At 69.5% G+C, this 22,516-nt stretch carries 21 protein-coding genes and 2 riboswitches; of the genes, 9 read left to right on the forward strand and 12 right to left on the reverse strand.

Features of this window, described 5'->3' with window-relative positions; all coding sequences use genetic code 11:
• Positions 1–25: 25 nt before the first annotated feature.
• Positions 26–1,300, forward strand: coding sequence for an alpha/beta hydrolase (locus LUX31_RS11460; protein WP_235474677.1), 1,275 nt, complete (start codon positions 26–28; stop codon positions 1,298–1,300).
• Here LUX31_RS11460 and LUX31_RS11465 read toward each other — a convergent pair.
• Positions 1,206–1,865 (reverse strand): trimeric intracellular cation channel family protein, encoded by a 660-nt coding sequence (locus LUX31_RS11465; RefSeq protein ID WP_235474678.1) that lies wholly within the window; start codon positions 1,863–1,865, stop codon positions 1,206–1,208. The genes LUX31_RS11460 and LUX31_RS11465 overlap by 95 nt on opposite strands.
• 516 nt (positions 1,866–2,381) lie before the next feature.
• On the opposite strand from LUX31_RS11465, the gene LUX31_RS11470 reads away from it, so the two are divergent.
• The gene (locus LUX31_RS11470; protein ID WP_235474679.1) at positions 2,382–2,903 is read left to right on the forward strand and encodes a hypothetical protein; all 522 of its coding nucleotides are present in this window, start codon (positions 2,382–2,384) and stop codon (positions 2,901–2,903) included.
• Between the two features lie 88 nt (positions 2,904–2,991).
• Here LUX31_RS11470 and LUX31_RS11475 read toward each other — a convergent pair whose 3' ends face one another.
• The 8 genes from LUX31_RS11475 to LUX31_RS11510 form a co-directional block, all read right to left on the reverse strand.
• Complete coding sequence (locus LUX31_RS11475) at positions 2,992–4,248, reverse strand: ABC transporter ATP-binding protein (protein WP_443046051.1); 1,257 nt, start codon at positions 4,246–4,248, stop codon at positions 2,992–2,994.
• Between the two features lie 23 nt (positions 4,249–4,271).
• Positions 4,272–5,369 (reverse strand): ABC transporter ATP-binding protein, encoded by a 1,098-nt coding sequence (locus LUX31_RS11480; RefSeq protein WP_235474681.1) that lies wholly within the window; start codon positions 5,367–5,369, stop codon positions 4,272–4,274.
• Positions 5,366–6,364 carry an ABC transporter permease gene (locus LUX31_RS11485; protein WP_235474682.1) on the reverse strand — a complete coding sequence of 333 codons (999 nt, stop codon included), beginning with the start codon at positions 6,362–6,364 and terminating at the stop codon, positions 5,366–5,368. Before LUX31_RS11485 ends, LUX31_RS11480 begins: the two co-directional genes overlap by 4 nt.
• Before the next feature lie 110 nt (positions 6,365–6,474).
• Positions 6,475–8,268: an ABC transporter substrate-binding protein gene (locus tag LUX31_RS11490; RefSeq protein ID WP_235474683.1), complete on the reverse strand. Its 1,794-nt coding sequence runs from the start codon at positions 8,266–8,268 to the stop codon at positions 6,475–6,477.
• A 68-nt stretch (positions 8,269–8,336) separates the two neighbouring features.
• Complete coding sequence (locus LUX31_RS11495) at positions 8,337–9,344, reverse strand: ABC transporter permease (protein WP_235474684.1); 1,008 nt, start codon at positions 9,342–9,344, stop codon at positions 8,337–8,339.
• Positions 9,345–9,683: 339 nt separating this feature from the next.
• Positions 9,684–10,487 (reverse strand): enhanced serine sensitivity protein SseB C-terminal domain-containing protein, encoded by an 804-nt coding sequence (locus LUX31_RS11500; RefSeq protein ID WP_235479879.1) that lies wholly within the window; start codon positions 10,485–10,487, stop codon positions 9,684–9,686.
• A gap of 186 nt (positions 10,488–10,673) precedes the next feature.
• Positions 10,674–11,474 (reverse strand): enhanced serine sensitivity protein SseB, encoded by an 801-nt coding sequence (locus LUX31_RS11505; protein ID WP_235474685.1) that lies wholly within the window; start codon positions 11,472–11,474, stop codon positions 10,674–10,676.
• Between the two features lie 82 nt (positions 11,475–11,556).
• On the reverse strand, positions 11,557–12,243 hold the full coding sequence (locus LUX31_RS11510) for an AAA family ATPase (protein WP_235479880.1): 687 nt from the start codon (positions 12,241–12,243) through the stop codon (positions 11,557–11,559).
• Between the two features lie 213 nt (positions 12,244–12,456).
• Positions 12,457–12,556: riboswitch (glycine riboswitch) on the forward strand.
• Positions 12,557–12,670, forward strand: a riboswitch (glycine riboswitch).
• Positions 12,671–12,704: 34 nt separating this feature from the next.
• Between LUX31_RS11510 and gcvT the strand changes: the two genes are divergently transcribed.
• The 7 genes from gcvT (at position 12,705) to LUX31_RS11545 (ending at position 20,142) form a co-directional block, all read left to right on the forward strand.
• Positions 12,705–13,826, forward strand: a complete 1,122-nt coding sequence (gene gcvT, locus LUX31_RS11515) for a glycine cleavage system aminomethyltransferase GcvT (RefSeq protein WP_235474686.1) — start codon at positions 12,705–12,707, stop codon at positions 13,824–13,826.
• A 110-nt stretch (positions 13,827–13,936) separates the two neighbouring features.
• Positions 13,937–14,314 carry a glycine cleavage system protein GcvH gene (gcvH, locus tag LUX31_RS11520; RefSeq protein ID WP_235474687.1) on the forward strand — a complete coding sequence of 126 codons (378 nt, stop codon included), beginning with the start codon at positions 13,937–13,939 and terminating at the stop codon, positions 14,312–14,314.
• A 30-nt stretch (positions 14,315–14,344) separates the two neighbouring features.
• A complete protein-coding gene (gene glyA, locus LUX31_RS11525; RefSeq protein WP_235474688.1) occupies positions 14,345–15,607 on the forward strand; it encodes a serine hydroxymethyltransferase in 1,263 nt (420 codons plus the stop codon).
• Positions 15,608–15,660: 53 nt separating this feature from the next.
• Positions 15,661–17,028 (forward strand): L-serine ammonia-lyase, encoded by a 1,368-nt coding sequence (locus LUX31_RS11530; RefSeq protein WP_235474689.1) that lies wholly within the window; start codon positions 15,661–15,663, stop codon positions 17,026–17,028.
• 119 nt (positions 17,029–17,147) lie between these two features.
• On the forward strand, positions 17,148–17,381 hold the full coding sequence (locus tag LUX31_RS11535; RefSeq protein WP_235474690.1) for a hypothetical protein: 234 nt from the start codon (positions 17,148–17,150) through the stop codon (positions 17,379–17,381).
• A complete protein-coding gene (locus tag LUX31_RS11540; RefSeq protein WP_235474691.1) occupies positions 17,378–18,085 on the forward strand; it encodes an RNA polymerase sigma factor in 708 nt (235 codons plus the stop codon). Before LUX31_RS11535 ends, LUX31_RS11540 begins: the two co-directional genes overlap by 4 nt.
• Positions 18,082–20,142 (forward strand): M48 family metalloprotease, encoded by a 2,061-nt coding sequence (locus LUX31_RS11545; protein WP_235474692.1) that lies wholly within the window; start codon positions 18,082–18,084, stop codon positions 20,140–20,142. The genes LUX31_RS11540 and LUX31_RS11545 overlap by 4 nt, the downstream gene beginning before the upstream one ends.
• A 10-nt stretch (positions 20,143–20,152) precedes the next feature.
• Here the strand turns inward: LUX31_RS11545 and LUX31_RS11550 are convergent, their stop codons facing one another.
• The 3 genes from LUX31_RS11550 to LUX31_RS11560 all read right to left on the reverse strand — a co-directional run bounded on the left by LUX31_RS11550 (position 20,153) and on the right by LUX31_RS11560 (position 22,515).
• The gene (locus LUX31_RS11550) at positions 20,153–20,611 is read right to left on the reverse strand and encodes a J domain-containing protein (RefSeq protein WP_235474693.1); all 459 of its coding nucleotides are present in this window, start codon (positions 20,609–20,611) and stop codon (positions 20,153–20,155) included.
• Entirely contained in the window at positions 20,608–21,342 is a 735-nt protein-coding gene (locus LUX31_RS11555) for a hypothetical protein (RefSeq protein ID WP_235474694.1), read from the reverse strand. The genes LUX31_RS11550 and LUX31_RS11555 overlap by 4 nt, the downstream gene beginning before the upstream one ends.
• 141 nt (positions 21,343–21,483) lie before the next feature.
• Complete coding sequence (locus tag LUX31_RS11560) at positions 21,484–22,515, reverse strand: Gfo/Idh/MocA family protein (protein WP_235474695.1); 1,032 nt, start codon at positions 22,513–22,515, stop codon at positions 21,484–21,486.
• Position 22,516 lies beyond the last annotated feature (1 nt).

Genomic DNA, 22,516 nt, shown 5'->3' on the forward strand with positions numbered 1-22,516 from the left:
CGGCCCGATCGCCCTCCTCCCAGACATGAGCCTCACCGGTACGCCGTTCCTCATCACGACGATCGCCCTCGCCGCCGTCGCCGTGCTGCTGCCCCTCGCCCTCTGGTCCCGGGTGCGCGGGCCCGCGCTGGTGCGCGGCGCCGCCCGGCTGCTGATGGTGCTGTTCGCCCAGACCACGGCGGTCACCCTGGTCTTCCTGCTGGTGAACAACTCCAACAACCTGTACGACAACTGGGGCGACCTCCTCGGCACGGGCGACCACGTCCAGGCCGCCGCGAACCTCGGCGCCGACGGCACCGGCGGCATCTCCCTGCGCGAGCTGCCGAAGGTGAAGCAGACGTTCCGCGAGGCCAACGGGCCCGGCATGCACGCGGCCGGCGGCGTCCAGGTCACCGACCTGAAGGGCCAGGTCTCGGGCGTCGACGCCGAGGTCTACGTCTGGCTGCCCCCGCAGTACCACGAGGCCGCCTACCGGCACCGCAAGTTCCCGGTCGTCGAACTGCTGCCGGGCTACCCGGGCTCGGCGAAGTCCTGGTTCGGCTCACTCCACGCGCCCCAGCAGCTGCTGCCGCTGATGAAGAGCGGCCAGATCACGCCCTTCATCCTGGTGTCGCCGCGTACGACTCTCATCGCCGACGCGGACACCGGCTGCGCCAACATTCCGGGCCGGGTCAACGCGGACACCTGGCTCAGTGTCGACGTACCGAAAATGGTCACGGACAACTTCCGCGCCGAGGGCGGGCCCGGCGGCTGGGCGGTGGCCGGGTACTCGGCCGGGGCACACTGCGCGGCAAAGCTCGCGGTCGCGCACCCCGACCGCTACCGGGCCGGGGTGTCGCTGTCCGGCTACAACGACCCGATCGGCGAGCCTCTGTCCCTGGCCGCGCAGACCCTACAGCTGCGGGCCGCCAACAACCCGTACCTGATCCTCAAGCACGACCGCGTCCCGCCCGCGATCTCGCTCTACGTCTCCGGCGAGTCCGGCGACGGCTACGAGGCCGGCATGGCCCTGCAGCGGGTGGCGAAGTCACCGACGACAGTGGACGTCGTGTACCTGCCGCGCAGCGCGGGCGGCCACAACATGGCACTGTGGCGGCCCCAGATCACCACGGTGTTCCGCTGGCTCACCCAGCAGTTCGACGCGGGCGGCCACAAGGCGGGCGGCGATACGTCGAACACGACCGGCTCCACGCCCTCGGGACGGACTACTCACCCTCGGTCGCCGTCGACCGCCGGTTCCACGCGCGCGGCGCTCGCCAGTGGAACCGCATCGCGAGCAGCCGCAGTACGAAAGCCGTGACGACCGCCAGCCCGCTGGTGAGCGAGGTGAGCGCGTCGTAGCGGATGCACAGGACGGTCAGCGCGGAGCCGACGATCGCCGGGACCGCGTACAGGTCCCGGTCCCAACGCAGCAGCGAGGGAACCTCGTTGGCGAGGACGTCACGCAGCACTCCACCGCCCACGGCGGTCGCGAGACCGAGGGCGGCGGAGGCGGTGAGGCCCAGGCCGTAGTCGTACGCCTTCACCGTGCCCGTGACACAGAACAGCCCGAGTCCCGCCGCGTCGAACACGTTGACGCCCACCTGGATGCGCTCCACCTCCGGGTGGAGGAAGAACACGAGCAGGGCGGCGAGCAGCGGGGTGAGGAAGTACCCGAGATCCGTGAACGCGGCCGGCGGCACGGCCCCGATGACGACATCCCGCAGCAGCCCGCCGCCCAGCGCGGTGACCTCGGCGAGCACGGCGATCCCGAAGACGTCGAAGTTCTTGCGTACGGCGAGCAGCGCGCCCGAGATCGCGAAGACGAAGATGCCGACGAGGTCGAGGGTGTGCTGGACGGAGGGACTGAAGAGCTGCTGGATCACCCCTATATTCTCACCAAAAACGGGCGTGTGCCTTACAAAGCAAGGTGAGACGTGTGCGACCTCTTAGATGGCAGGAATAGATCACCTGGAGGGTCATCGCGCCGCGCTGGCGGCGGCCTCGGCGGTGACCGGAACCAGGTGGAGGCGGCGTTGGCGCCGAGCGGTTCGGGTACGCCGCCGTAGGTGACGGCGACCTTGGACTCCCGCCCCTTGGACAGGAGGCCGCGACTATGACAAGGAAGAAGGCCGCCGCGCCTGCGACGACCCCGCCACTCATATGACTTTGCCAACTCATCACGAATTGCTGGTTGATTGACACCCAATACCTGGTCCCCGAATTGCATTTCCCCCGAACAGGCGGAAGCTGTCGGGGAGTTGATTACTCGTCACCAAGCTCAACTCTTGCTCAACTCGACCGAATTCCATTGACTGCCCGCGATCAATCTCCATACGCTCGCTCTCGACCAAACGGTTTCCGCAGCACGGGAAACCAGACCAATAACATGGGGGACTCTCATGCGTAAGAGAGCAAAGCTTGCCGCGCTCATTCTGGCCGGGACAATGCCGGTTCTCGCGGGAGCGGCACCGGCCTCGGCGCTCGTCACACCGAAGAAGTCCTGCCCGACCACCTACGGGGTTCTGATCAAGTCCCACAGCGCCTACCGGATCCCGGCGAAGGGCGCCTACCTCAAGGACGGCCCGGGCGGCACCATGACGGCTTCCGTCACCAGGGCCAGCACCATCACGTACAGCGTCTCCACCTCGCTGGAGGTCTCGGCCAGTTACCTGTTCGCCTCGGCCAAGGCCTCGGTCAGCGGTGGCATCACCAAGTCCGTGGCCATCACGACCGGTCACTCGTATTCACACGACATCCACGCCCGGAAGTACGGCAACCTGCAGTACGGCTCCAATGGCTTCAAGGTCAGCTGGGAGTCGAACCGCACGAACCCGAGCTGCTCGACGACCACTCTCGCCAGCGGAACGGCCGTGCTGCCCGCGACTTCCGTCGGCTGGCACTACTGGGAAACCAGTTCCTGATCGGCCGATGACTTCTGCTTGTTGAACGCGTATGCCCCGGCAGCCAATTCACTGGCTGCCGGGGCATACGCGTCGATAAAGCTTTCCTCTATTTTTTCTCGCCGCCGGTCTCCGGCGCATCCGGCGTCTCCGGCTCCTCGGAAGCAGTCCCGCTCGCGGACTCCTCGGACGTGGCCCCGGCGCTGTCGGCCGCAACCTCCGCCGCCACGGCCGCCGACGTCTCCGCCGACTCCGCCAGCACCTCGTCCGCCACCAGCTCCGCCGCCTCCTTGGCGACCGTGAGCAACACGGTGTCCTGCGGGGCCTGGTCCTCGAAGCTCTCCGGGTGGTGGCAGGCGACCCGCTGACCCGGCTTCAGCTCTACGAGCTGCGGCTCGACCGTCGTGCAGATCTGCGTAGCCTTCCAGCACCGGGTGTGGAACCGGCAGCCGCTCGGCGGTGAGATCGGCGAGGGCACGTCACCCTTGAGCAGGATGCGCTCGCTCTTCGCCGACCGGCGCCGCGGATCCGGGATCGGCACCGCCGACATCAGCGCCTTGGTGTACGGGTGCATCGGCGCCTTGTACAGGGACTCACGGTCGGCCAGCTCGACGATCTTGCCGAGGTACATCACCGCGATCCGGTCCGAGACATGCCGGACCACCGAGAGGTCGTGCGCGATGATCACGTACGTCAGGCCCAGCTCCTGCTGGAGGTCGTCCATCAGGTTGACGACCTGGGCCTGGATCGAGACGTCCAGCGCGGAGACCGGCTCGTCCGCCACGACCAGCTTCGGCTTCAGGGCGAGCGCTCGGGCGATGCCGATGCGCTGGCGCTGACCGCCGGAGAACTCGTGCGGGTAGCGGTTGTAGTGCTCGGGGTTGAGACCCACGACCGACAGCAGCCGTTGGACCTCCTTCTTGATGCCACCCTCGGGCTCGACGCCCTGGAGCCGGAAAGGAGCGCCGACGATCGTGCCGATGGTGTGCCGCGGGTTCAGCGACGAGTACGGGTCCTGGAAGATCATCTGCACGTCACGACGCAGTGGGCGCATCCCGCCGACACCGAGGTGCGTGATGTCCTTGCCCTCGAACTCGACCGTGCCGGCAGTCGGTTCGAGCAGCCGGGTGATCAGCCGACCCATCGTCGACTTGCCGCAGCCCGACTCGCCCACGACACCCAGGGTCTCGCCGGCCCTGACCTCGAAGTCGATGCCGTCGACCGCGCGCACCGCGCCGACCTGCCGCTGGAGCAGGCCCTTCCGGATGGGGAAGTGCTTCTTGAGGCCGGTCACCTTCAGCAGGATCTCGCCGGGAGCGGCGTCCTTGGTGAGGGTGGCACCCTCGCTCTGCGCGGGAATCTTCACTGCCGCGTCCTCGGGTTTCTCGCTCACAGCTTCGGCGCAATCTCTTCGGTCCAGATTCGCTCCCGCTGCTCCTGCGTCATGTGGCAGGCGGCCCAGTGCCGGCTGCCGACCTCGGCCAGCTCGGGACGGACCGTACGGGTGACGTTGTCCTTGGGGATGTCCGCGTACGGGCAACGCGGGTTGAAGGCACAGCCGGACGGAATGTTGATGAGGGAGGGCGGGGAGCCCTTGACCGGAATGAGGCGTTCCTGCTGGTCGCGGTCGAGGCGTGGCATCGAGCCGAGCAGACCCCAGGTGTAGGGGTGCCGCGGCTCGTAGAACACCTGCTCGGCCGGTCCGCGCTCGACGCAGCGGCCTCCGTACATCACCAGGATGTCGTCGGCCAGCTCGGCGACGACACCCAGGTCGTGGGTGATGATGACGACCGCCGAGCCGAACTCCTTCTGCAAGTCACGGATGAGGTCGAGGATCTGCGCCTGGACGGTCACGTCCAGGGCGGTCGTCGGCTCGTCCGCGATGAGCAGTTCGGGGTTGTTGACCAGCGACATCGCGATCATCGCGCGCTGGCGCATACCGCCCGAGAACTCGTGCGGGTAGCTGTCGACCCGCTTGTCCGGCTGCGGGATGCCGACCCGGTCGAGCATCTCCACGGCACGGCGCTTGGCCGTCTTCTTGTCCACCTTGTGGTGGATGCGGTACGCCTCCACGATCTGCTGGCCGATCGTGTAGTACGGGTGCAGCGCCGACAGCGGGTCCTGGAAGATCATCGACATCTCCCGGCCGCGCAGCTTGCGTACGTAGTCCGGGTCGGCGGACAGCAGCTCCGTGCCGTCCAGCCAGATCTCACCGGACACCTGCGCCTTGCGCTTGCCGTACTGGCCGGCGCTGTGCAGGCCCATGATGCCGAGCGAGGTCACCGACTTGCCGGAGCCGGACTCGCCCACGATGCCGAGGGTCTTGCCCTTCTCCAGCTGGAAGCTCAGCCCGTCGACGGACTTGACCAGACCGTCGTCGGTCGGGAAGTGCACCTTGAGATCGCGCACTTCGAGGAAGGCGGTCGGCGCGGGCGAGGCGGGGGTGGGCTCGCCCACGGCTGCTCCGCTCTTGCTGAGTTCGGTCATGCGAGCCTCACTCGGGGGTCGATCACGGCGTACAGGACGTCCACCACGAGGTTGGCGACGAGCACCGCGAGGGAGGTGATCAGGGTGACGCCCAGGATGATGGGCAGGTCCTGGTTCTTGATGGCGTTGAGCACGGCCTGGCCAAGGCCGGGCAGGTTGAACGCCGTCTCAGTGAGGATCGCGCCGCCGATGAGGGCGCCGAGGTCCATGCCGAGCATGGTCAGGATGGGCGTCATCGTGGAGCGCATGGCGTGCTTGCCGATGACGGTCTGTTCCTTGAGGCCCTTGGCGCGGGCGGTGCGGATGTAGTCCTCGCCGAGGATCTCCAGCATGGTGGCACGGGTGATGCGGGCGTACATCGCCGCGTAGAGGAACGCGAGGGTGATCCACGGGAGGATCATGCCGCCGAACCAGCCGCCGAAGCTGTCCTCCAGGGGCACGTACTGCCCGTCGAACAGGTCCAGTCCGTAGACGAAGATCGACAGGGCGATCATGCCGGTGAAGTAGATCGGGAGGGAGACACCCGAGAGCGCGATCACCATGGCGCTGCGGTCCCACAGGCTGCCCCGCTTGAGCGCGGAGAGCACACCCGCCGCGACACCGAAGACCAGCCACAGCACGGCGGCACCCAGCGCGAGACCCAGGGTCACCGGGAAGCGGTCGGTGAGCACCGGCCAGACGGCCTGCTCGCTGCGGAAGGAGTAGCCGAAGCACGGGGCGGAGCAGTGGATGGTGTCCCCGCCGCCCGTGTAGGTGCGGCCCGCGAAGATGCCCTTGAAGAACTCCCAGACCTGGGCATAGATCGGGTCGGCCAGGCCCAGCTTCTCCCGCACGCCCGCGATGGCGGCAGGGTCTGCCTGCTTGCCCACGAAGCTCAGCGCGATGTCGACGCCCGCCCACTTGGGGATCAGGAAAAAGATGCCGAAGACCACCATGACGATGACCACGAGCATCACTACGGCGGCGAACAACCGCCTGATGAGGTAAGCGAGCACAGCTCTCGGCCCGCCGCGGACAGCGGGCCACCGGAGGTCTTCCGGTGGCCCGCGGTCACGCCGCGCCGGCCTTCACCTGCCTTTCGTGCCGTACGGCGGGTGTGCCGGGTTTACTTCTTCGGGTCCTTCAGAGCGATGTTCACGAAGTCGTACGTGCCGTTCGTGCCCGCGCTGGTGTAGACGTTCGCCAGGTTGTCCGAGCGCCAGTTGATGGTCTTCTCGAAGGTGAAGGGCAGGTAGTACGCGCCCTCCATCACCTTGTGGTTGATGTCCGTGGCGATCTTGGCCTTGTCGGCGTCGTCCAGGGTGGTGACGTACGAGTCGAACAGACCGTCGATGGTCTTGTCCTTGATGAGCGCGTAGTTGTTGTTGGCGGTGTCCGAGATGTACTTGCTGTCCCACAGCGGCAGACCGAAGCCCTGGACCGACGGGAAGTCGGCGCCCCAGCCCATGATGATGATGCCGTAGCCCTTCTTCTTCACGTTCTCGGGGCTGCCGATGATGCCGGAGGTCTGCGAGCCGTCGTACTGGTCGATCTCGGTGGTGATGCCGATCTTCTTCAGGGACGCCTGGAGCGACTGGGCCGTGGCCACCTCGGCCGGCTTGTTGTTGCGGACCGCGATGGTGGTCTTGAAGCCGTCCGGCTCACCGCAGGCCTTCAGGGCTTCCTTGGCCAGGGCCTCGCTGCCCGACTTGTTCTTGCCGGAGATCTCGTACGGGTCGTACTTCTGGCCCTCGCCACCCGGGAGGAACGGCGGCAGCATGTTGGTGCCGATGTCACCACCGGCGATCGGGCCACCACGCGCTGTCTGCAGCGACACGTGGTCGGCGCCGTAGATCACGGCCTTGCGGCACTCGATGTTGTCGAATGGCGCAACGCTCTGCGGGAAGACCGCGTAACGGACGTAACCCGTGGTCGGGTTGTCCAGGTTGGCCTTGTGCTCCTTCAGGGCGGTGGTGCGACCCTGCGGCGACATACCGGTCTGGTTGATGTCGAGGTCGATGTCACCGTTGATCAGACGCTGGTCGAGCTGGTTGGCGTCCGAGAAGAACTGAACGGTGATCTTGTCCGGGTAGGCCTTGCGGACCGGGTCCGAGGCCTGCTTCCACTCGGTGTTGCGGACCAGAGTGAGGTCCTTGCCGGGGGTGTAGGACTGGAACTTGTACGGACCCGAGGAGAACGGGTGCAGGGTGTACTTGGCCTTGGTGTCCTTGTCCTGGCGGACCGGGGAGGCCGAGACCAGGGACAGCATGTCCTCGAAGTCCGAGTTGGCCTCGGGGAGGTGGAAGACGATGGTCTTGTCGTCCGGCGTGTCGATCGCCTTCAGACCGAGCTTGTCGGCGGAGGTGTCCTTGTAGGGACCCTTGTACTCGCCCTTGGGGTCGAGGACGTCCTTCAGGTACGTCGGACCGCCGGCGAGCACGTCCTGCGCCCACACGCGCTCGATGCCGTACTTGACATCCTTGGACGTGATCGGCTTGCCGTCCTCCCACGTGATGCCGTCACGCAGGGTGTACGTGTAGGTCTTGCCGTCGTCGGTGACCTTGGCGAGACCGGTGGCGAGGTCCGGCGTGGTCTCGGCGCCGGCCTCACCGGGCGCGGCATTGTTCGTGACGAGCGTACGGCTGTAGTAGCGCGCGAAGTTCCACATGAAGCCGTAGTAACCACGCGTGGTGTCCCAGAAGTCGGCGTCCTGAGCGCCGCCGAACTTCAGCGTGCCGCCCTTCTTGGCGAGCGAAGCCTGAGCGACCTTCTCGTTCGCGGCGTCGAAGCCCGCGGCGCTGGTGCTCGAGCCCTCGTCGTCGCCTCCGCCGCCGCACGCCGCCGTGGTCAGCAGCGCGGCGACCGCGACGGCAGCGGCAAACGCCTGCTTCCGCCGCCCTGAGGTGCGTTGGGTAGTCACGATCTCGGATCCTCCGGATTGATGAGAGACCCCGTGTGAGTGCCACGGGACGGTTGTGGTGTGGCAGTTCAGCGGGAAGCCTTCGGGTCGAGCGCGTCCCGGACGCCGTCGCCGAAGAGGTTGAAGGCCAGTACAGTGATGAAGATCGCCACGCCCGGGACCACCATGTACATGGGGTCGGACTCGTAGTAGTCGATCGCGCTGGAGAGCATCTGTCCCCAGGAGGCCGTGGGCGGCTTGACGCCGACGCCCAGGAAGCTCAGGGCCGCCTCGGTGAGGATGTTGGTGGGGATCATCATCGTCGTGTAGACGACGATCGGGGCGACCAGGTTGGGCAGCAGCTCCTTGAACAGGATGTACACCCGCCCGGCGCCCAGGGATCGGGCGGCCTCGACGTACTCACGCTCGCGCAGCGAGAGTGTCTGGCCGCGCACCACGCGTCCGATGTAGGGCCATCCGAAGAAGCCGATGACCAGGATCATCACGAACACGCGCACGCTCGAGCCGGTCATGCCCAGCAGGTTGCTCGGCATGACGGAGACCAGCGCGATGATGAACAGCAGCTGAGGGAAGGCGAGCAGACCGTCCATCACGCGGCTGATGAGGGAGTCGATCCAGCCGCCGAAGAAGCCGGCGAGGATACCCAGGACGGTTCCGAGGATCACGGCGACGATGGCCGACAGGAAGCCGACGAGCAGGGAGATCCGGGCGCCGTAGAGGATGCGGGCGAAGATGTCGCGGCCGTTGACGGGCTCGACGCCCAGCAGGTGGTCACCGCTGATGCCGCCAAGGGAGCCCGTGGGAGTGCCGAACAGCGGGTCGATGAGGTTCTCGTGGTACTCGTTCGGGTCTTGCCCGAGCAGGCTGGTGAGGACCGGCGCGAGAAGCGCTATCACTACGAGGAAGAGCACCACGACGCCGCCGGTCAGGGCGACTTTGTCCCGCTTGAGCCGCTCCCAGGCGATCCGGCCCAGCGAACGCCCCTGAACGGCCTTCGCATCGGTGCTGGCCACCGCCGCTTCCTCGGCCGCGCTCGGGGCCGTTTCCGCAGTCGGCTCGTGCAATGGTGCCGTCATCTGGCAGGGACCCCTCTCAACCGGCGGTAGCCGGCTCACACTTGCCGCTGTAGCGACGTGACCAGTCCGTTGTACGCAGGGGAGGACAACCCCCTGCTGCGGGAGTCTTCAACGGTTCAGCGATCTGTCACCAGACCTGGCGATGAATGGATGCGTAACCGTGATGCTGTCCTGGGGATTCCGTTATCCGAACGGCAGGTAACGGCCGCCGGACGGGGACGGATACGGACATTGCCCGTATGTTTGTTCATTTCACCTTGATCTACGCGCGGAGACAGCGACCTCGTCCCGAAGCATGGTCACCCTCAGGTGACGCGGGCGACGCGGTGGTGTTTCCGCTCAGTAACGACCCCGCGCCGGCGGATACCCGTACCCCGCGGCCGGAGCCTGGGGCGGGGCGGCGATCGCGTGGGCCTCGCGGTCGTAGAACGGGCGGGCGTTCACGCGCAGCCACATCACGACCGGGTCCTGCTCGTCCGACATCGCGACCGTCGACACCGGCAGCCCGTCGGGGACCGCCCCGATCGACTGCTGCATCATCGCCCGCACCGAGTCCACGGCCGGCGGCGAGGTGTCGTACACATCGAGCCCGATGGCGAGGTACGGCGCCCCGAGCGCCGGCTGCACCCAGGCGCGGCGCAGCGAGCGGACCGCCGGGGTGCGGTGGGCGTTCTGCGAGAGGAGGGCGTAGAACTGCGGGATCTCGATGCCGGGTTCGGCGAGGCGCAGGGGCCCTGCGGGCTGGCGTTCCAGGCCCGTCGCGATGCGGCGCAGGTCGAGCCAGGGGATGCCGACGCCGCCGCCCGGGGAGTGCGGGTTGAGCCAGAGGCCGTACTGGTCCGGGTAGAGGGTGCGGGCGACGTCGAGGCCGTCGACCACCTCGTACGACCTGTTCCAGCCGCTGACCGACAGTTCCTGGGCGGAGGTCACGCAGGGGGCGTAGCCGTACCCCTCGACCTGCATGTTTCCGTACTGGGCGTCCGGGGAGCCGGCCTGGCCGTGCCAGAGCAGCATCCAGATCTGGCCGGAAGACGGGGTTGCGAGGGCGCGCAGGAGCGCCTCGTAGGCGTCGTAGCGCCCGGGCGTGACTTGGCGCAGCATGTGCTCGACCTGACCGGCCGCGGCCGTGCCCGACGCGCTCACCATTACCGCCCCTTCGTTTCCCCTACCGAGTTGTGCGTTCCCTAGCTTAAGCGGCGCCACTGACAGACACGGCCTGTCGAAGGCGCCCAGGAGCTCGGGACTTGCTGGTTTTCGGCGACTGCGGGCCGTCGTGGCTGGTCGCGCAGTTCCCCGCGCCCCTAGGTGGGTGCCCCTGAGGCAAGTTCATCAGTAACCGTGCTGGTAGAAGGGGCGGACTCGGTCCCTCAGCCAGTCCGTTACCGGGTCCTGGGCCGCGTCCAGGAAGACCAGGTTTACCGGCCAGGGGGAGCCCACCTGGCCGAGTGCTCTTCCTACCGCGTCCATGGGGATGGTGCGGGCCACCGGGTCCCAAGGGGAGAGTTCTACGCCGATGAACATGACGGGGGCGGAGGTTTCGATGGTCGCCAGGCAGCGGCGGGCCGTTCGGACGACGCCCGTGCCGGCGAACTCCGTTGCCGCGGCGGTGAGGAAGTCGACCGGGTCCTCCTGCCAGTTCGGCTCGTAGAGGCGGACCCGGCCGCCGCCGGCGCCGTCGAGGACGGAACGGCCGGAGCGGCAGAGTTCGGCCACGGCCGGCGGGGGCAGCGGGACGCCGACCATGCCGTCCGGGTTCATGGCGATGCCGACCTGGGGCGGGAGGCCCCGGGCGAACTCGACGGCGGGGGCCACGGTGTACGCCAGGTGGCCGCCGACGACCTGCCGGAACTGCTCCTCCGAGCTGAAGACCGGCACGTACGCCTGGCCGCCGATGTCCATCGTGGGCAGGTCGAGGGGGCCGGAGTGGGGGCCGCCGCCGGACGGGAGGGGCACCCAGACGAAGCTCCGGCCGAGGACCTCGACGATCCGGGCGCCCGCGCCGGGGACGCCGAGGGAGGCCGAGAGCACCTCCTCCAGCTCGTTGCCGGGCCACCCGCCGTGCGAATGGGGGTGCGCCTGTGCGGGGAAACCCCCGGGAAAGTCCGGGGGGAAGTCCGCCGGGATGTCCATCTGCTGCCTACCGCCTGCTGTGAACCGCTGCCTTGAGTCTCTTAATGGGCAAAACCCTAACCGGCCCCGGCGGGTACGGACATCAGTCCGCGAAGTCGATCCTGCGCAGGGTGTCCGCCGCGTCCCGGTCGATCAGCACCGCCGAGCCGCAGCCCTCCGGCAGGTTCCCCTTCTCCACCGAGCGCAGCAGCCGCGAGGCGGCCTGGCGGTGGCGCAGGAACGCGTACCGCGAGACGCCCCGGCCGCGTTCCCGCTGGCCCTCCAGGGCCTCGTCCGGGGTGACGTCGAGGAGGAGCAGGTGGAGGGTGCCGCCCCGGCGGCGGGCCTCGCGGGCCAGCCAGCCGCGCACCCAGGCCTGCGTACCGCAGTCGTGCACGACGACCCCGGCGCCGGAGCGCAGGGTGCGGCGCAGTCCGGCGTAGTGGGCGAGGCGGACGAGCGGCCGGTAGACGGCGTAGGGGAGGAAGGAGGGCGTACGGGCGTCCCAGCGGTCGCGGGTGTTCTGGGAGTCGATGCCGGGGCCGCGCACCGCCCGGCGCATCAGCGTGGACTTGCCGCTGCCGGGCAGGCCGGTGACCACGACGAGGTCGCGGGCGCCGAAGGTGAGGCCGTGCGGGCTGTGGCCCGCGCGCTCCCGCAGATCGCGGATCACGGGTGCCGGGCGCGGGGCGCACGCCTCCCGGGCGGGGGCGGCGGGCTGCGTGGGCAGCGCGTCGGTCAGTGCGAGGGCTGAGGTCGTCGCGTACGCCGTGGTCCTGTTCACCGTGATCGTCCTCCCATGGGGTCGGGAAGTCCCATCCCCGTCGAGTGTAAAGAGAAGGTAATACGCGGTGCCTCTCGTTTGGGTCCGCTTACTGCAACAGGCCTGCTACAGGGCGGTATGTGTCGCTGTGGCGTGACTGTGTTCTCTCTGTGAAGGGTCCCCCTGCCGTGCCGAAGCAATGCGTGCGATGATGTGCCCGCCAACTGCATACCGGCCGCTTGAATCCGCGCGGGAGAGTTCCGGACACCTACGGGTGGCCGGGCGCCGAAGGAGCAAGTCCCTCCCTTGAATCTCTCAGGCCCCGTACCGCGCGGGCGAGGCACATCTGAAAAGCGGGCTGCCGGTCCTGTGACCAGCGGCTCCACCCACGGTGCAAGCCATGCCCTCGATGGTCATGGCGAACCTCTCAGGTTCCGATGACAGATGGGGAGGAACGACCTCGCCGTCATGCCCTGGGAGCACAACCGATGAGCAGTAGCCCTGTTCCGCGTACGACCGCGCTCGATGCCCTGCATCGTTCGCTCGGCGCGACGATGACCGACTTCGCCGGCTGGGACATGCCCCTGCGGTACGGCTCCGAGCGCGACGAGCACGTCGCGGTGCGTACCCGGGCCGGTCTCTTCGATCTCTCCCACATGGGGGAGATCACCGTGACCGGGCCGGAGGCAGCCGCGCTCCTCGACTACGCCCTCGTCGGGAACATCGGGTCCGTCGCGGTCGGGCGCGCCCGCTACACGATGATCTGCCGCGCCGACGGCGGCATCCTCGACGACCTGATCGTCTACCGCCTGGCCGAAACCGAGTACCTGGTCGTGGCCAACGCCGGCAACGCGCAGATCGTGCTCGATGCTCTGCTGGAGCGGTCCGACAGCTTCGACGCGCTCGTCCGCGACGACCGGGACGCCTACGCGCTGATCGCCGTCCAGGGCCCCGAGTCTCCGGGGATTCTGAAGTCTCTTACGGACGCCGATCTCGACGGCCTGAAGTACTACGCGGGCCTGCCCGGCACGGTCGCCGGTGTCCCCGCCCTCATCGCGCGCACGGGGTACACCGGTGAGGACGGCTTCGAGCTGTTCGTGGCGCCGGGTGACGCGGAGAAGGTGTGGCAGGCGCTGACCGACGCGGGTACGCCCGCCGGGCTCGTCCCCTGCGGACTGTCCTGCCGGGACACCCTGCGCCTGGAGGCGGGCATGCCGCTGTACGGGCATGAGCTGACCACCTCCCTCACCCCCTTCGACGCCGGGCTCGGCCGGGTCGTCAAGTTCGAGAAGGCGGGCGACTTCGTGGGCCGCGCGGCCCTGCGCGAGGCCGCCGAGCGCGCCTCGTACGAGCCGCCGCGCGTCCTCGTCGGCCTGGTCGCCGAGGGCCGTCGCGTCCCGCGCGCGGGATACGCGGTGGTCGCCGACGGCCGGGTGATCGGCGAGGTCACCTCGGGCGCCCCCTCCCCCACGCTCGGCAAGCCGATCGCGATGGCGTACGTCGACTCCACGCACGCGGCGCCGGGCACGGCGGGCGTGGGCGTGGACATCCGGGGCAGTCACGAGCCGTACGAGGTCGTGGCGCTGCCGTTCTACAAGCGCCAGAAGTAACCCCGGTTTCGCTCCGGCGTCACGAACGACCCGTGTCATGGCTGCTCACGGGCAGTCCCCTGTAGTACCCCATGCATGACCAGTCCCCCGCGTACAGGAGAATTCAGGCCATGAGCAACCCCCAGCAGCTGCGCTACAGCAAGGAGCACGAGTGGCTGTCGGGCGCCGAGGACGGCGTCTCGACGGTCGGTATCACCGAGCACGCGGCCAACGCGCTCGGCGATGTCGTGTACGTCCAGCTTCCCGAGGTCGGTGCCACGGTGACCGCGGGCGAGACCTGCGGTGAGCTGGAGTCGACCAAGTCCGTCAGCGATCTGTACTCCCCGGTCTCCGGTGCGGTCACCGAGGTCAACGAGGACGTCTCCAACGACCCGTCGCTGGTGAACTCCGCCCCGTTCGAAGGCGGTTGGCTCTTCAAGGTGCGCGTCGCGGAGGAGCCGGGCGACCTGCTCTCCGCGGACGAGTACACCGCGTTCTCCGGCAGCTGAGATCCCCAGGCGTAAGGACGTATTGCCCCCATGTCGCTTCTCAACACTCCCCTGCACGAGCTGGACCCGGAGGTCGCCGCCGCCGTCGACGCCGAGCTGAACCGGCAGCAGTCCACCCTGGAGATGATCGCCTCGGAGAACTTCGCTCCGGTCGCGGTCATGGAGGCCCAGGGCTCGGTCCTCACCAACAAGTACGCCGAGGGCTACCCCGGCCGCCGCTACTACGGCGGCTGCGAGCACGTCGACGTCGCCGAGCAGATCGCGATCGACCGGGTCAAGGAGCTGTTCGGCGCCGAGTACGCCAACGTCCAGCCGCACTCGGGCGCATCCGCCAACCAGGCGGCGCTGTTCGCGCTGGCCCAGCCCGGCGACACCATCCTCGGCCTCGACCTGGCGCACGGCGGCCACCTCACCCACGGGATGCGGCTGAACTTCTCCGGCAAGCAGTTCAACGTGGTCGCCTACCACGTGGACGAGGCCGGTCTGGTCGACATGGCCGAGCTGGAGCGGCTCGCCAAGGAGCACCGGCCGAAGGTGATCATCGCGGGCTGGTCGGCGTACCCGAGGCAGCTGGACTTCGCGGAGTTCCGCCGGATCGCGGACGAGGTGGGCGCGTACCTCTGGGTCGACATGGCGCACTTCGCCGGTCTGGTCGCGGCGGGCCTGCACCCGAACCCCGTGCCGTACGCGGACGTCGTCACCTCGACGACGCACAAGACGCTGGGCGGCCCGCGCGGCGGGATCATCCTGGCGAAGCAGGAGTTCGCGAAGAAGCTGAACTCGTCCGTCTTCCCGGGCTTCCAGGGCGGCCCCCTGGAGCACGTGATCGCGGCGAAGGCGGTGTCCTTCAAGGTCGCCGCGAGCGAGGACTTCAAGGAGCGCCAGCGGCGTACGGTGGACGGTGCCCGCATCCTCGCCGAGCGACTGGTGCGGGCGGACGTCGGTGAGCACGGTGTGTCCGTCCTCTCCGGCGGTACGGACGTCCACCTGGTCCTCGTCGACCTGCGCAACTCCGAGCTGGACGGCAAGCAGGCGGAGGACCGTCTCCACGAGGTCGGCATCACCGTCAACCGGAACGCGATCCCGAACGACCCGCGTCCCCCGATGGTGACGTCGGGCCTGCGGATCGGCACGCCGGCCCTCGCGACCCGCGGTTTCACGACCGAGGACTTCGCAGAGGTAGCGGATGTCATCGCGGAAACCCTGAAGCCGTCGTACGACGCTGAAGCTCTGAAGGCACGCGTGAAGGCACTGGCCGACAAGCACCCGCTGTACCCCGGTCTGACCAAGTAGTTTCCTGGCGGGGGCACCCGAGGCCGTGCCCCCGCCCTCTCTGAGGAGTCACCGTGGCCGTTTCGGTCTTCGACCTGTTCTCGATCGGTATCGGCCCGTCCAGCTCCCACACGGTCGGCCCCATGCGCGCGGCCCGGCTGTTCGCGCGCCGGCTGCGCAACGAGGAGGTCCTCGGGGCGGTGGCGTCGGTCCGGGCGGAGCTGTACGGCTCGCTCGGCGCGACCGGCCACGGCCACGGCACGCCCAAGGCGGTGCTGCTCGGCCTGGAGGGCGCCTCGCCGCGCACGGTGGACGTGGAGGGCGCGGACATACGGGTGGAGCAGATCAAGGAGTCGGGCCGGCTGAGGTTGTTGGACGACCACGAGATCGGCTTCTCCTTCGACGACGACCTGATCCTGCACCGCCGTAAGACACTCCCCTACCACGCGAACGGCATGACCCTGTGGGCGTACGACGCCTCGGGGACCGAGCTGCTCTCGAAGACGTACTACTCGGTGGGCGGCGGATTCGTCGTCGACGAGGACGCGGTCGGCGCGGACCGGATCAAGCTCGACGACACCCCGCTGAAGTACCCCTTCCGCACGGGCGACGAGTTGCTGCGCCTGGCGAAGGAGACGGGTCTGTCGATCTCCGCGCTGATGCTGGAGAACGAGCGGGCCTGGCGCACCGAGGACGAGATCCGCTCCGGGCTGCTGGACATCTGGCGCGTGATGCAGGCGTGTGTGTCGCGGGGTATGTCCCGCGAGGGCATCCTGCCTGGCGGGCTCCGGGTGCGCCGCCGCGCGGCCATGTCTGCGCGTCAACTCCGGGCGGAGGGCGAGCCGTTGGCCCGCGCGATGGAGTGGATCACGCTGTACGCGATGGCGGTGAACGAGGAGAACGCGGCGGGCGGCCGGGTCGTGACAGCCCCGACGAACGGCGCCGCGGGGATCATCCCGGCGGTCCTGCACTACTACATCAACTTCGTGCCGGGCGCCGACGAGGAGGGCGTGGTCCGCTTCATGCTGGCCGCGGGCGCCATCGGCATGCTGTTCAAGGAGAACGCGTCCATCTCCGGCGCGGAGGTCGGCTGCCAGGGCGAGGTCGGCTCGGCCTGCTCGATGGCGGCTGGCGCGCTGGCGGAGGTGCTGGGCGGGAGTCCGGAACAGGTCGAGAACGCGGCCGAGATCGGCATGGAGCACAATCTTGGGCTGACCTGCGACCCGGTCGGCGGGCTGGTCCAGATTCCGTGCATCGAGCGCAATGGGATGGCCGCGGTGAAGGCGGTCACTGCGGCGCGGATGGCCATGCGGGGGGACGGCTCGCACAAGGTGTCCCTGGACAAGGTCATCAAGACGATGAAGGAGACGGGGGCCGACATGAGCGTCAAGTACAAGGAGACGGCTCGGGGTGGGCTTGCGGTGAACATCATCGAGTGCTGACGCTCTCGGCGCCCCCGGCTGCCGGATCCCCGCGCCGAATTCCGGTCCCGGGTAAACCAGTTGGGCGCTGACGGCTGTATCAGGGTGTCACTGCTGTGATCCTGTGGAGGGACCCTGAAATGGTTGTCGAACCTGTGGTGGTGGTCGTCGTGTTGACCTGTGCACGGCTGGTGTATGGGCTTGCGGTGCTGTGGACGCGGCCGGCGCGGGAGCGGGCGTGGGCGCATGCGCTGGCCACGGTGGTGCGGGCGGCGGGGCCCGGAGGCACGGTCGAGGTGACGCGGGCCGACGGCGACATGCTGACCGCGCGTTCGGCGACGGCCGTCGAGGCGGCCGGGGCGGACCGTCGGTGAGCGCGGAACAGGCCGTGCGGCCAAGGGACTTCGAGACGTTCTTCGCGGGCGCGTACGGACGTGTCCTGGCGCAGGTGATCATGCTCTGCGGCAGCCGTGAGGACGCCGAGGACGTCGTTCAGGAGGCGTTCCTGGAGGCCTACCGGGCCTGGGACCGCATCGCCTCGTACGAGCTGCCCGAGGCGTGGGTGTACCGCGTCTCGGTCCAGCGGCTGTGGAAGACACAGCGCAGGCGCCGGAAAGGCCAGGAACGGCTGCCGGATGTGCCGGTGCCGGTCCTGGCGAGCCCCGAGGAGAGTGCGGAGGCCCGCGAGGTGCTGCGGCTGCTGGCCGCCCTGCCGCCGCGGCAGCGGGTCACCATGGTGCTGTTCTGTCTGCACGGCTGGTCCCAGAAGGAGATCGCCAAGACGCTGCGGATGACGCGCGGCGGCGTCGCCGCGAACGTGGCGAAGGCCCGCCTGACGCTCAAGGAGGCGCTGGACATGGCCACGGACGACACCAACCGGCGCGACCCGTTCATGTCCGGCCCGCGGCCGGTCGGCTCGGGACAGCTGGACGCGAGCCGGATCGGCCTGGGCCGCGACCCCGTCGTCATGGCCCTGCGCGGCGCGGAGGCCTGGCTGCGGGCGGCCGTCGAAGCGGACCCGGAGGCGCTCGGCCGGGCGCGGGCGGCGCTGGCCCGCAGGCTGGAGGAGAAGCGGTGACCGCTGTCCTGGGGTGGTTACGCGGGCTGTTCGCCGTGGCGCTGCTCGCCGGGTTCTACGTCGTGGCGTTCGGCCTCCTCGCGGCCGACACGGCACTTGTCGGCCTCATGCTGTGGGGGATGATCGAGTTTCCCTCGCGGGCAAACAACTGGTGGCTCGCCCTGGCCGCCAGCATCCCGGCGGCCTCCGCCCTGCTGTACGGGATAGCCACGGTGAGCCGTACCGAGGAGCCCCCGCCCGACGCGGTTCTCCTGCGCCGCGCCGACGCGCCCGGCCTGTGGCGGCTCGTCGAGGATCTGGCCGGGCAGTTGCGCACCCGGCCGCCCGGCCGGATCTATCTGACGTCGGAGGCGAACGCGTCGGTGTCGGAGGACGCCCGCATGCTCGGCTTCGCGGTCGGCGAGCGGACCATGTACCTGGGCGTGCCGCTGCTCCTCCGGCTGCGTCCCATGGAGCTGCGGGCCGTGCTCTGCCATGAACTCGGCCACTACGCGGGCCGCCACACCCGGTTCGGCGCGATCGCCTACCGGGGCGCCGCGTCGCTGCACTCCACCCTGTTCCGGCTGCGGATGACCGCGCGGTCGGAAAATGCCCTCGGGTATGCCTGGCTGTTCCAGGCGGCGATCGGCGCCTATGCCTGGATGTATCTGCGCCTGTCCCTGGCGGTGCGCCGACGCCAGGAGCTGGAGGCCGACGCGGAGGCCGCCGCCGCGGTCGGACCGGAGGTGACCGCCCAGGCGCTGCGCGCCGTCCACGCGCTCGGCATCACCTGGGCCGGGTTCGAGAGCCGGTTCCTGCGGCCCGTACAGCGGCTCGGGTTCGTGCCCGAGGACGTGTTCGAGGCGTTCGCCGCCATGGTGGGCGACCCGCTGGTGCGGAAGCGGATGGCCGACCTGCGCGCGCACCCCGTCGAGGCGGGCCGTTCCCCGCTGGACTCCCATCCTCCGCTGGCCCGACGGCTGGCCCTGATCGAGGCGCGGCCCGCCACGAGCCCCAGGACCGTCGTCGACGACGAGGGGCCGCTGGTCGCCGACCCGTCCCCGGTGCCCCGGGTGCAGCGCAAGATGCTCGGCGAGGCCGGGCACACGGCGACGGCACTGCCCTGGACCGATTGGGCCGACCTGGCCGCCGAGGCGTTCGCCATCGAACTCGCGAGCCTCCTGCTCGACGCGGCCCGCGACCCCGACGTGGCGGCGCGCCCCACGCTCGCCACCGTCCTCGGCCTGCTGGAACGCGGCAGACAGACAGAGCTGGTACGCGGTCTCACCGACGCGCCCCATCCCGAGGAGCAGCTCACCGAGGCCCTGTACGCGCTGACCGGGCAGGCGCTGGCCGGCGCGGGCCGGGCGCGCTGGGTGCTCAGCTGGACCCAGGGCTACCTCCTGGACTGTCCCCGGGACCCGCGCGGGCGCCTGGACGATCTCGTCGCGGCAGCCGCACGCGACCGTACGGCGGTGTCGGCCCTGCGCGGTGAACTCGTGCGCCTCGGCGTGGACATCGAGGCGCCGGTCGTCCTGGCCCTGCGTACCGTGGCCGCACCGGCCGGACCGACGACGGCTCGGCGGAGCACCAGGAACGCGTCGAACCTGGTCGTCGAGGAACTCGCACGGCAGCGCAAGGTCGCCAAGGTGACCATGGGTGCGCTGATCGTCGCGGGCGTGGTGTGGGGGATCGCCCTGATCGGCTCCGACTCCTCCCAGCCCTACCAGACCTTCCCGCAGACCTACCGGACCGCGCAGCCGACGCCGATATTCCCGCAGTACTCAGCCTTGCCCCCCTACACCGATCTCCTGCCGGAGCCGAGCTTCACCCCGCGGCTGCCCACGCCGGTCTTCACCGACCTGTTCTCGCCCCCGCCACTCGAGCTCTACTTCGGCTTCCATGACGTCGTACCCGGTGACACGCTGTCCGGCCTCGCCTGCGAGTACGGCACCACCGTCGAAAACCTGCAGGAACTCAACGACATGGGGAAGAGGACCGACCTCTCGGCGGGCCAGAGGCTGCTGGTGCCGACGCGAGAGCAGGGCTCCGGGAACGGGGCGGCGGACTGCCGGTGACCGGAGCGGGTCAGCGGCGGCGGCGCTTCGGCGGCGGTTCCTCGGCGGGTGCCCACCAGGCGAATCGATCGGCCCGCCGCCACGAGCGGCCCGGGTCGTGCGCCGGGAAGGAACCGGCGTACGCCTCTTGGTCACCGAAGTGGCCCGAGCCCGCACCCGCACCCGTGCGCGGGCCCGCACCCGAGGCCCAGGTGAAGGTGTCGGCCGCCGTGGGCGGCGGTTCGGCGGAGGTCCTCGGCGCCGCATCGCGCGGCGGTGCCTGGCGGCGGCGGTCGTACGCCCTGCGCCGCACCGGGTCGGACAGCGTCTCGTAGGCCCGGTGCAGGTCTTTGAAGGCCTCCGCGTCGCCGCCGCGGTCGGGGTGGTGGGTCAGGGCGCTGCGGCGGAACGCGCGTACGATCTCGGCCCTGGTGGCATCGGCCGGGACGCCGAGCAGGGCGTAGAGGTCCGGTTCGTCCGTCGAGGTCATCGCGCCGCTACCTCGGCCTGCCGGCAGATCAGCCGCCACGACGCGCGGTGTGCGGGACCGGACAGGGCCGAGCCGTGTCCGGACACGAACGTCACCCACCGGCGTCCGGCCAGGTAGCACCAGACGTCCAGCTCGTTGTCGCCCCCGGAGTAGAAGAAGTCTCCCCGGACGAACTCGTCGCCGTTGACGAACGGCGACTGCAACCGGGCCTGCGCCTCCGCGGGCAGATTGCCGAGAAATCCGCGCAGGGGCGCCGACAGCGGCAGTTCCTCGCCGTACTCCGGCGGCGCTGCGCCGCCGGACAGCGCGGGACGGGCGGAGCGTGCCCGGGTCGGCTTCCGCACGACCACCGCGTGCCGCAAGGACGACGGCACGAACGGCACGACCTTGAGCAACTGCGCTGCCCCGCCCCGGTCGTTGACGGTAGGCGTGGCCACGGCGAGACCCCGCTCGCCGAACACCACCGCGTACGGACGCTCGGGGTCCGTACGGTGGCAGTACGCCCACCACTCGACGATCGGACCGACCCTGGCGACCATCCGGTCCCGGGCCGCCTCGCTCAGCTGACGCCACCAGTACTCGCGGCCGGGCCGGTCGACGAACCCGAGCGTCCCGGCGTCGTGCACGGGAGCGTCCACCCTCGCGGCGCGTCCCGGAACGGGAAGCGCCCCGGCCCGGTCCACCGGGCCGACCTCACCGCCCTTGCGCCGGGGCACGGGTTGCGACGCCATACGGGACCCCCCAGGTCTCGGTTCCGCCGATAACGGCCGGTCCATTGTGACCGCGCGGCCTCGGCCGGGGAAGAGTGCCGCATGGCGTACGGAGACCGGGGCGGTACCTGTCGCGTACCGCCCCCAACTGCCGTGCGCCGCCTAGCGGTAGAGGGCCGGCCGCTCGATCAGCTCGACCTCGACGCGGTGCCCCTTCCGCTCGTCCCGCTGGGAGCGGACGCCCGCCTCGCAGACGGCCGCGGCGGCGTAGCCGTCCCAGACGCCGGGGCCGGTGATCCCGCCGCGCCGGGTGGCGTCCACCCAGGCCTGGACCTCACGGTCGTAGGCGTCCTCGAAGCGCTCGACGTAGTCCGGCGTGATACGTCCGCCCCAGCGGCCGTCGGCGCTCACGCGCGGCCCGGGCTCGTCGCCGATGCGTACGGTGCCGCGCTCGCAGACCGCTTCGGCGTGCACCTGGTAGCCGTAGCCGCAGTGGCCGAAGATCTCGACGTCGACCAGGGCGCCCGACTCCGTTTCGAAGAGGACGAATTGGGGGTCGTTCATCCCGGCCGGCGCATGTGCCGTCGGGGCCGGTTTGTGCACGGTGACCGCCGTGATCTCCTGGTCGAGGAGCCAGCGTGTCACGTCCATCTCGTGCACCACCGAGTCGTTGATGAGCATCTCGTTGGTGAACCAGGGCGGCATGGACAGGTTCCGGTGCCGGTGGTGCAGCATCAGGGTCCTGCCCAGCTCCCCGCTGTCGAGGAGCCGTTTCAGCCTCAGGTACTCGGCGTCGTACCGCCGCATGAAGCCCACCTGGACGCGCCGGTGCCCGAGCCGCTGCTCCGCCTCCAGGACGCGCAGGGCGGAGGCCGCGTCGGGGGTGAGCGGCTTCTCGCACAGGACCGGCAGGTCACGGCCGAGCGCTTCGAGCAGGGCGGCCTCGTGGGCGGGTCCCGGGGAGGCGATGAGTACGGCGTCCACATCCTGCGCGGCCATGGCCGCCGCGGGTTCGGTGTACGCCGTACAGCCCTCGATGGCGTCCGCGAGCGACTTGGCGCGCTCCGCCTCGATGTCGACGACGGCTGTCACGCGTGCGCCGCTGATGACGTCGTGGAGTCTGCGCACGTGGTCCGCGCCCATCTTGCCGGTGCCGACGACGGCAACACCCAGTGCTCGCTGAGGTGGTGGCATG

The organism is Streptomyces sp. GQFP, from assembly GCF_021545335.1.
Classification (GTDB): Bacteria; Actinomycetota; Actinomycetes; order Streptomycetales; family Streptomycetaceae; genus Streptomyces.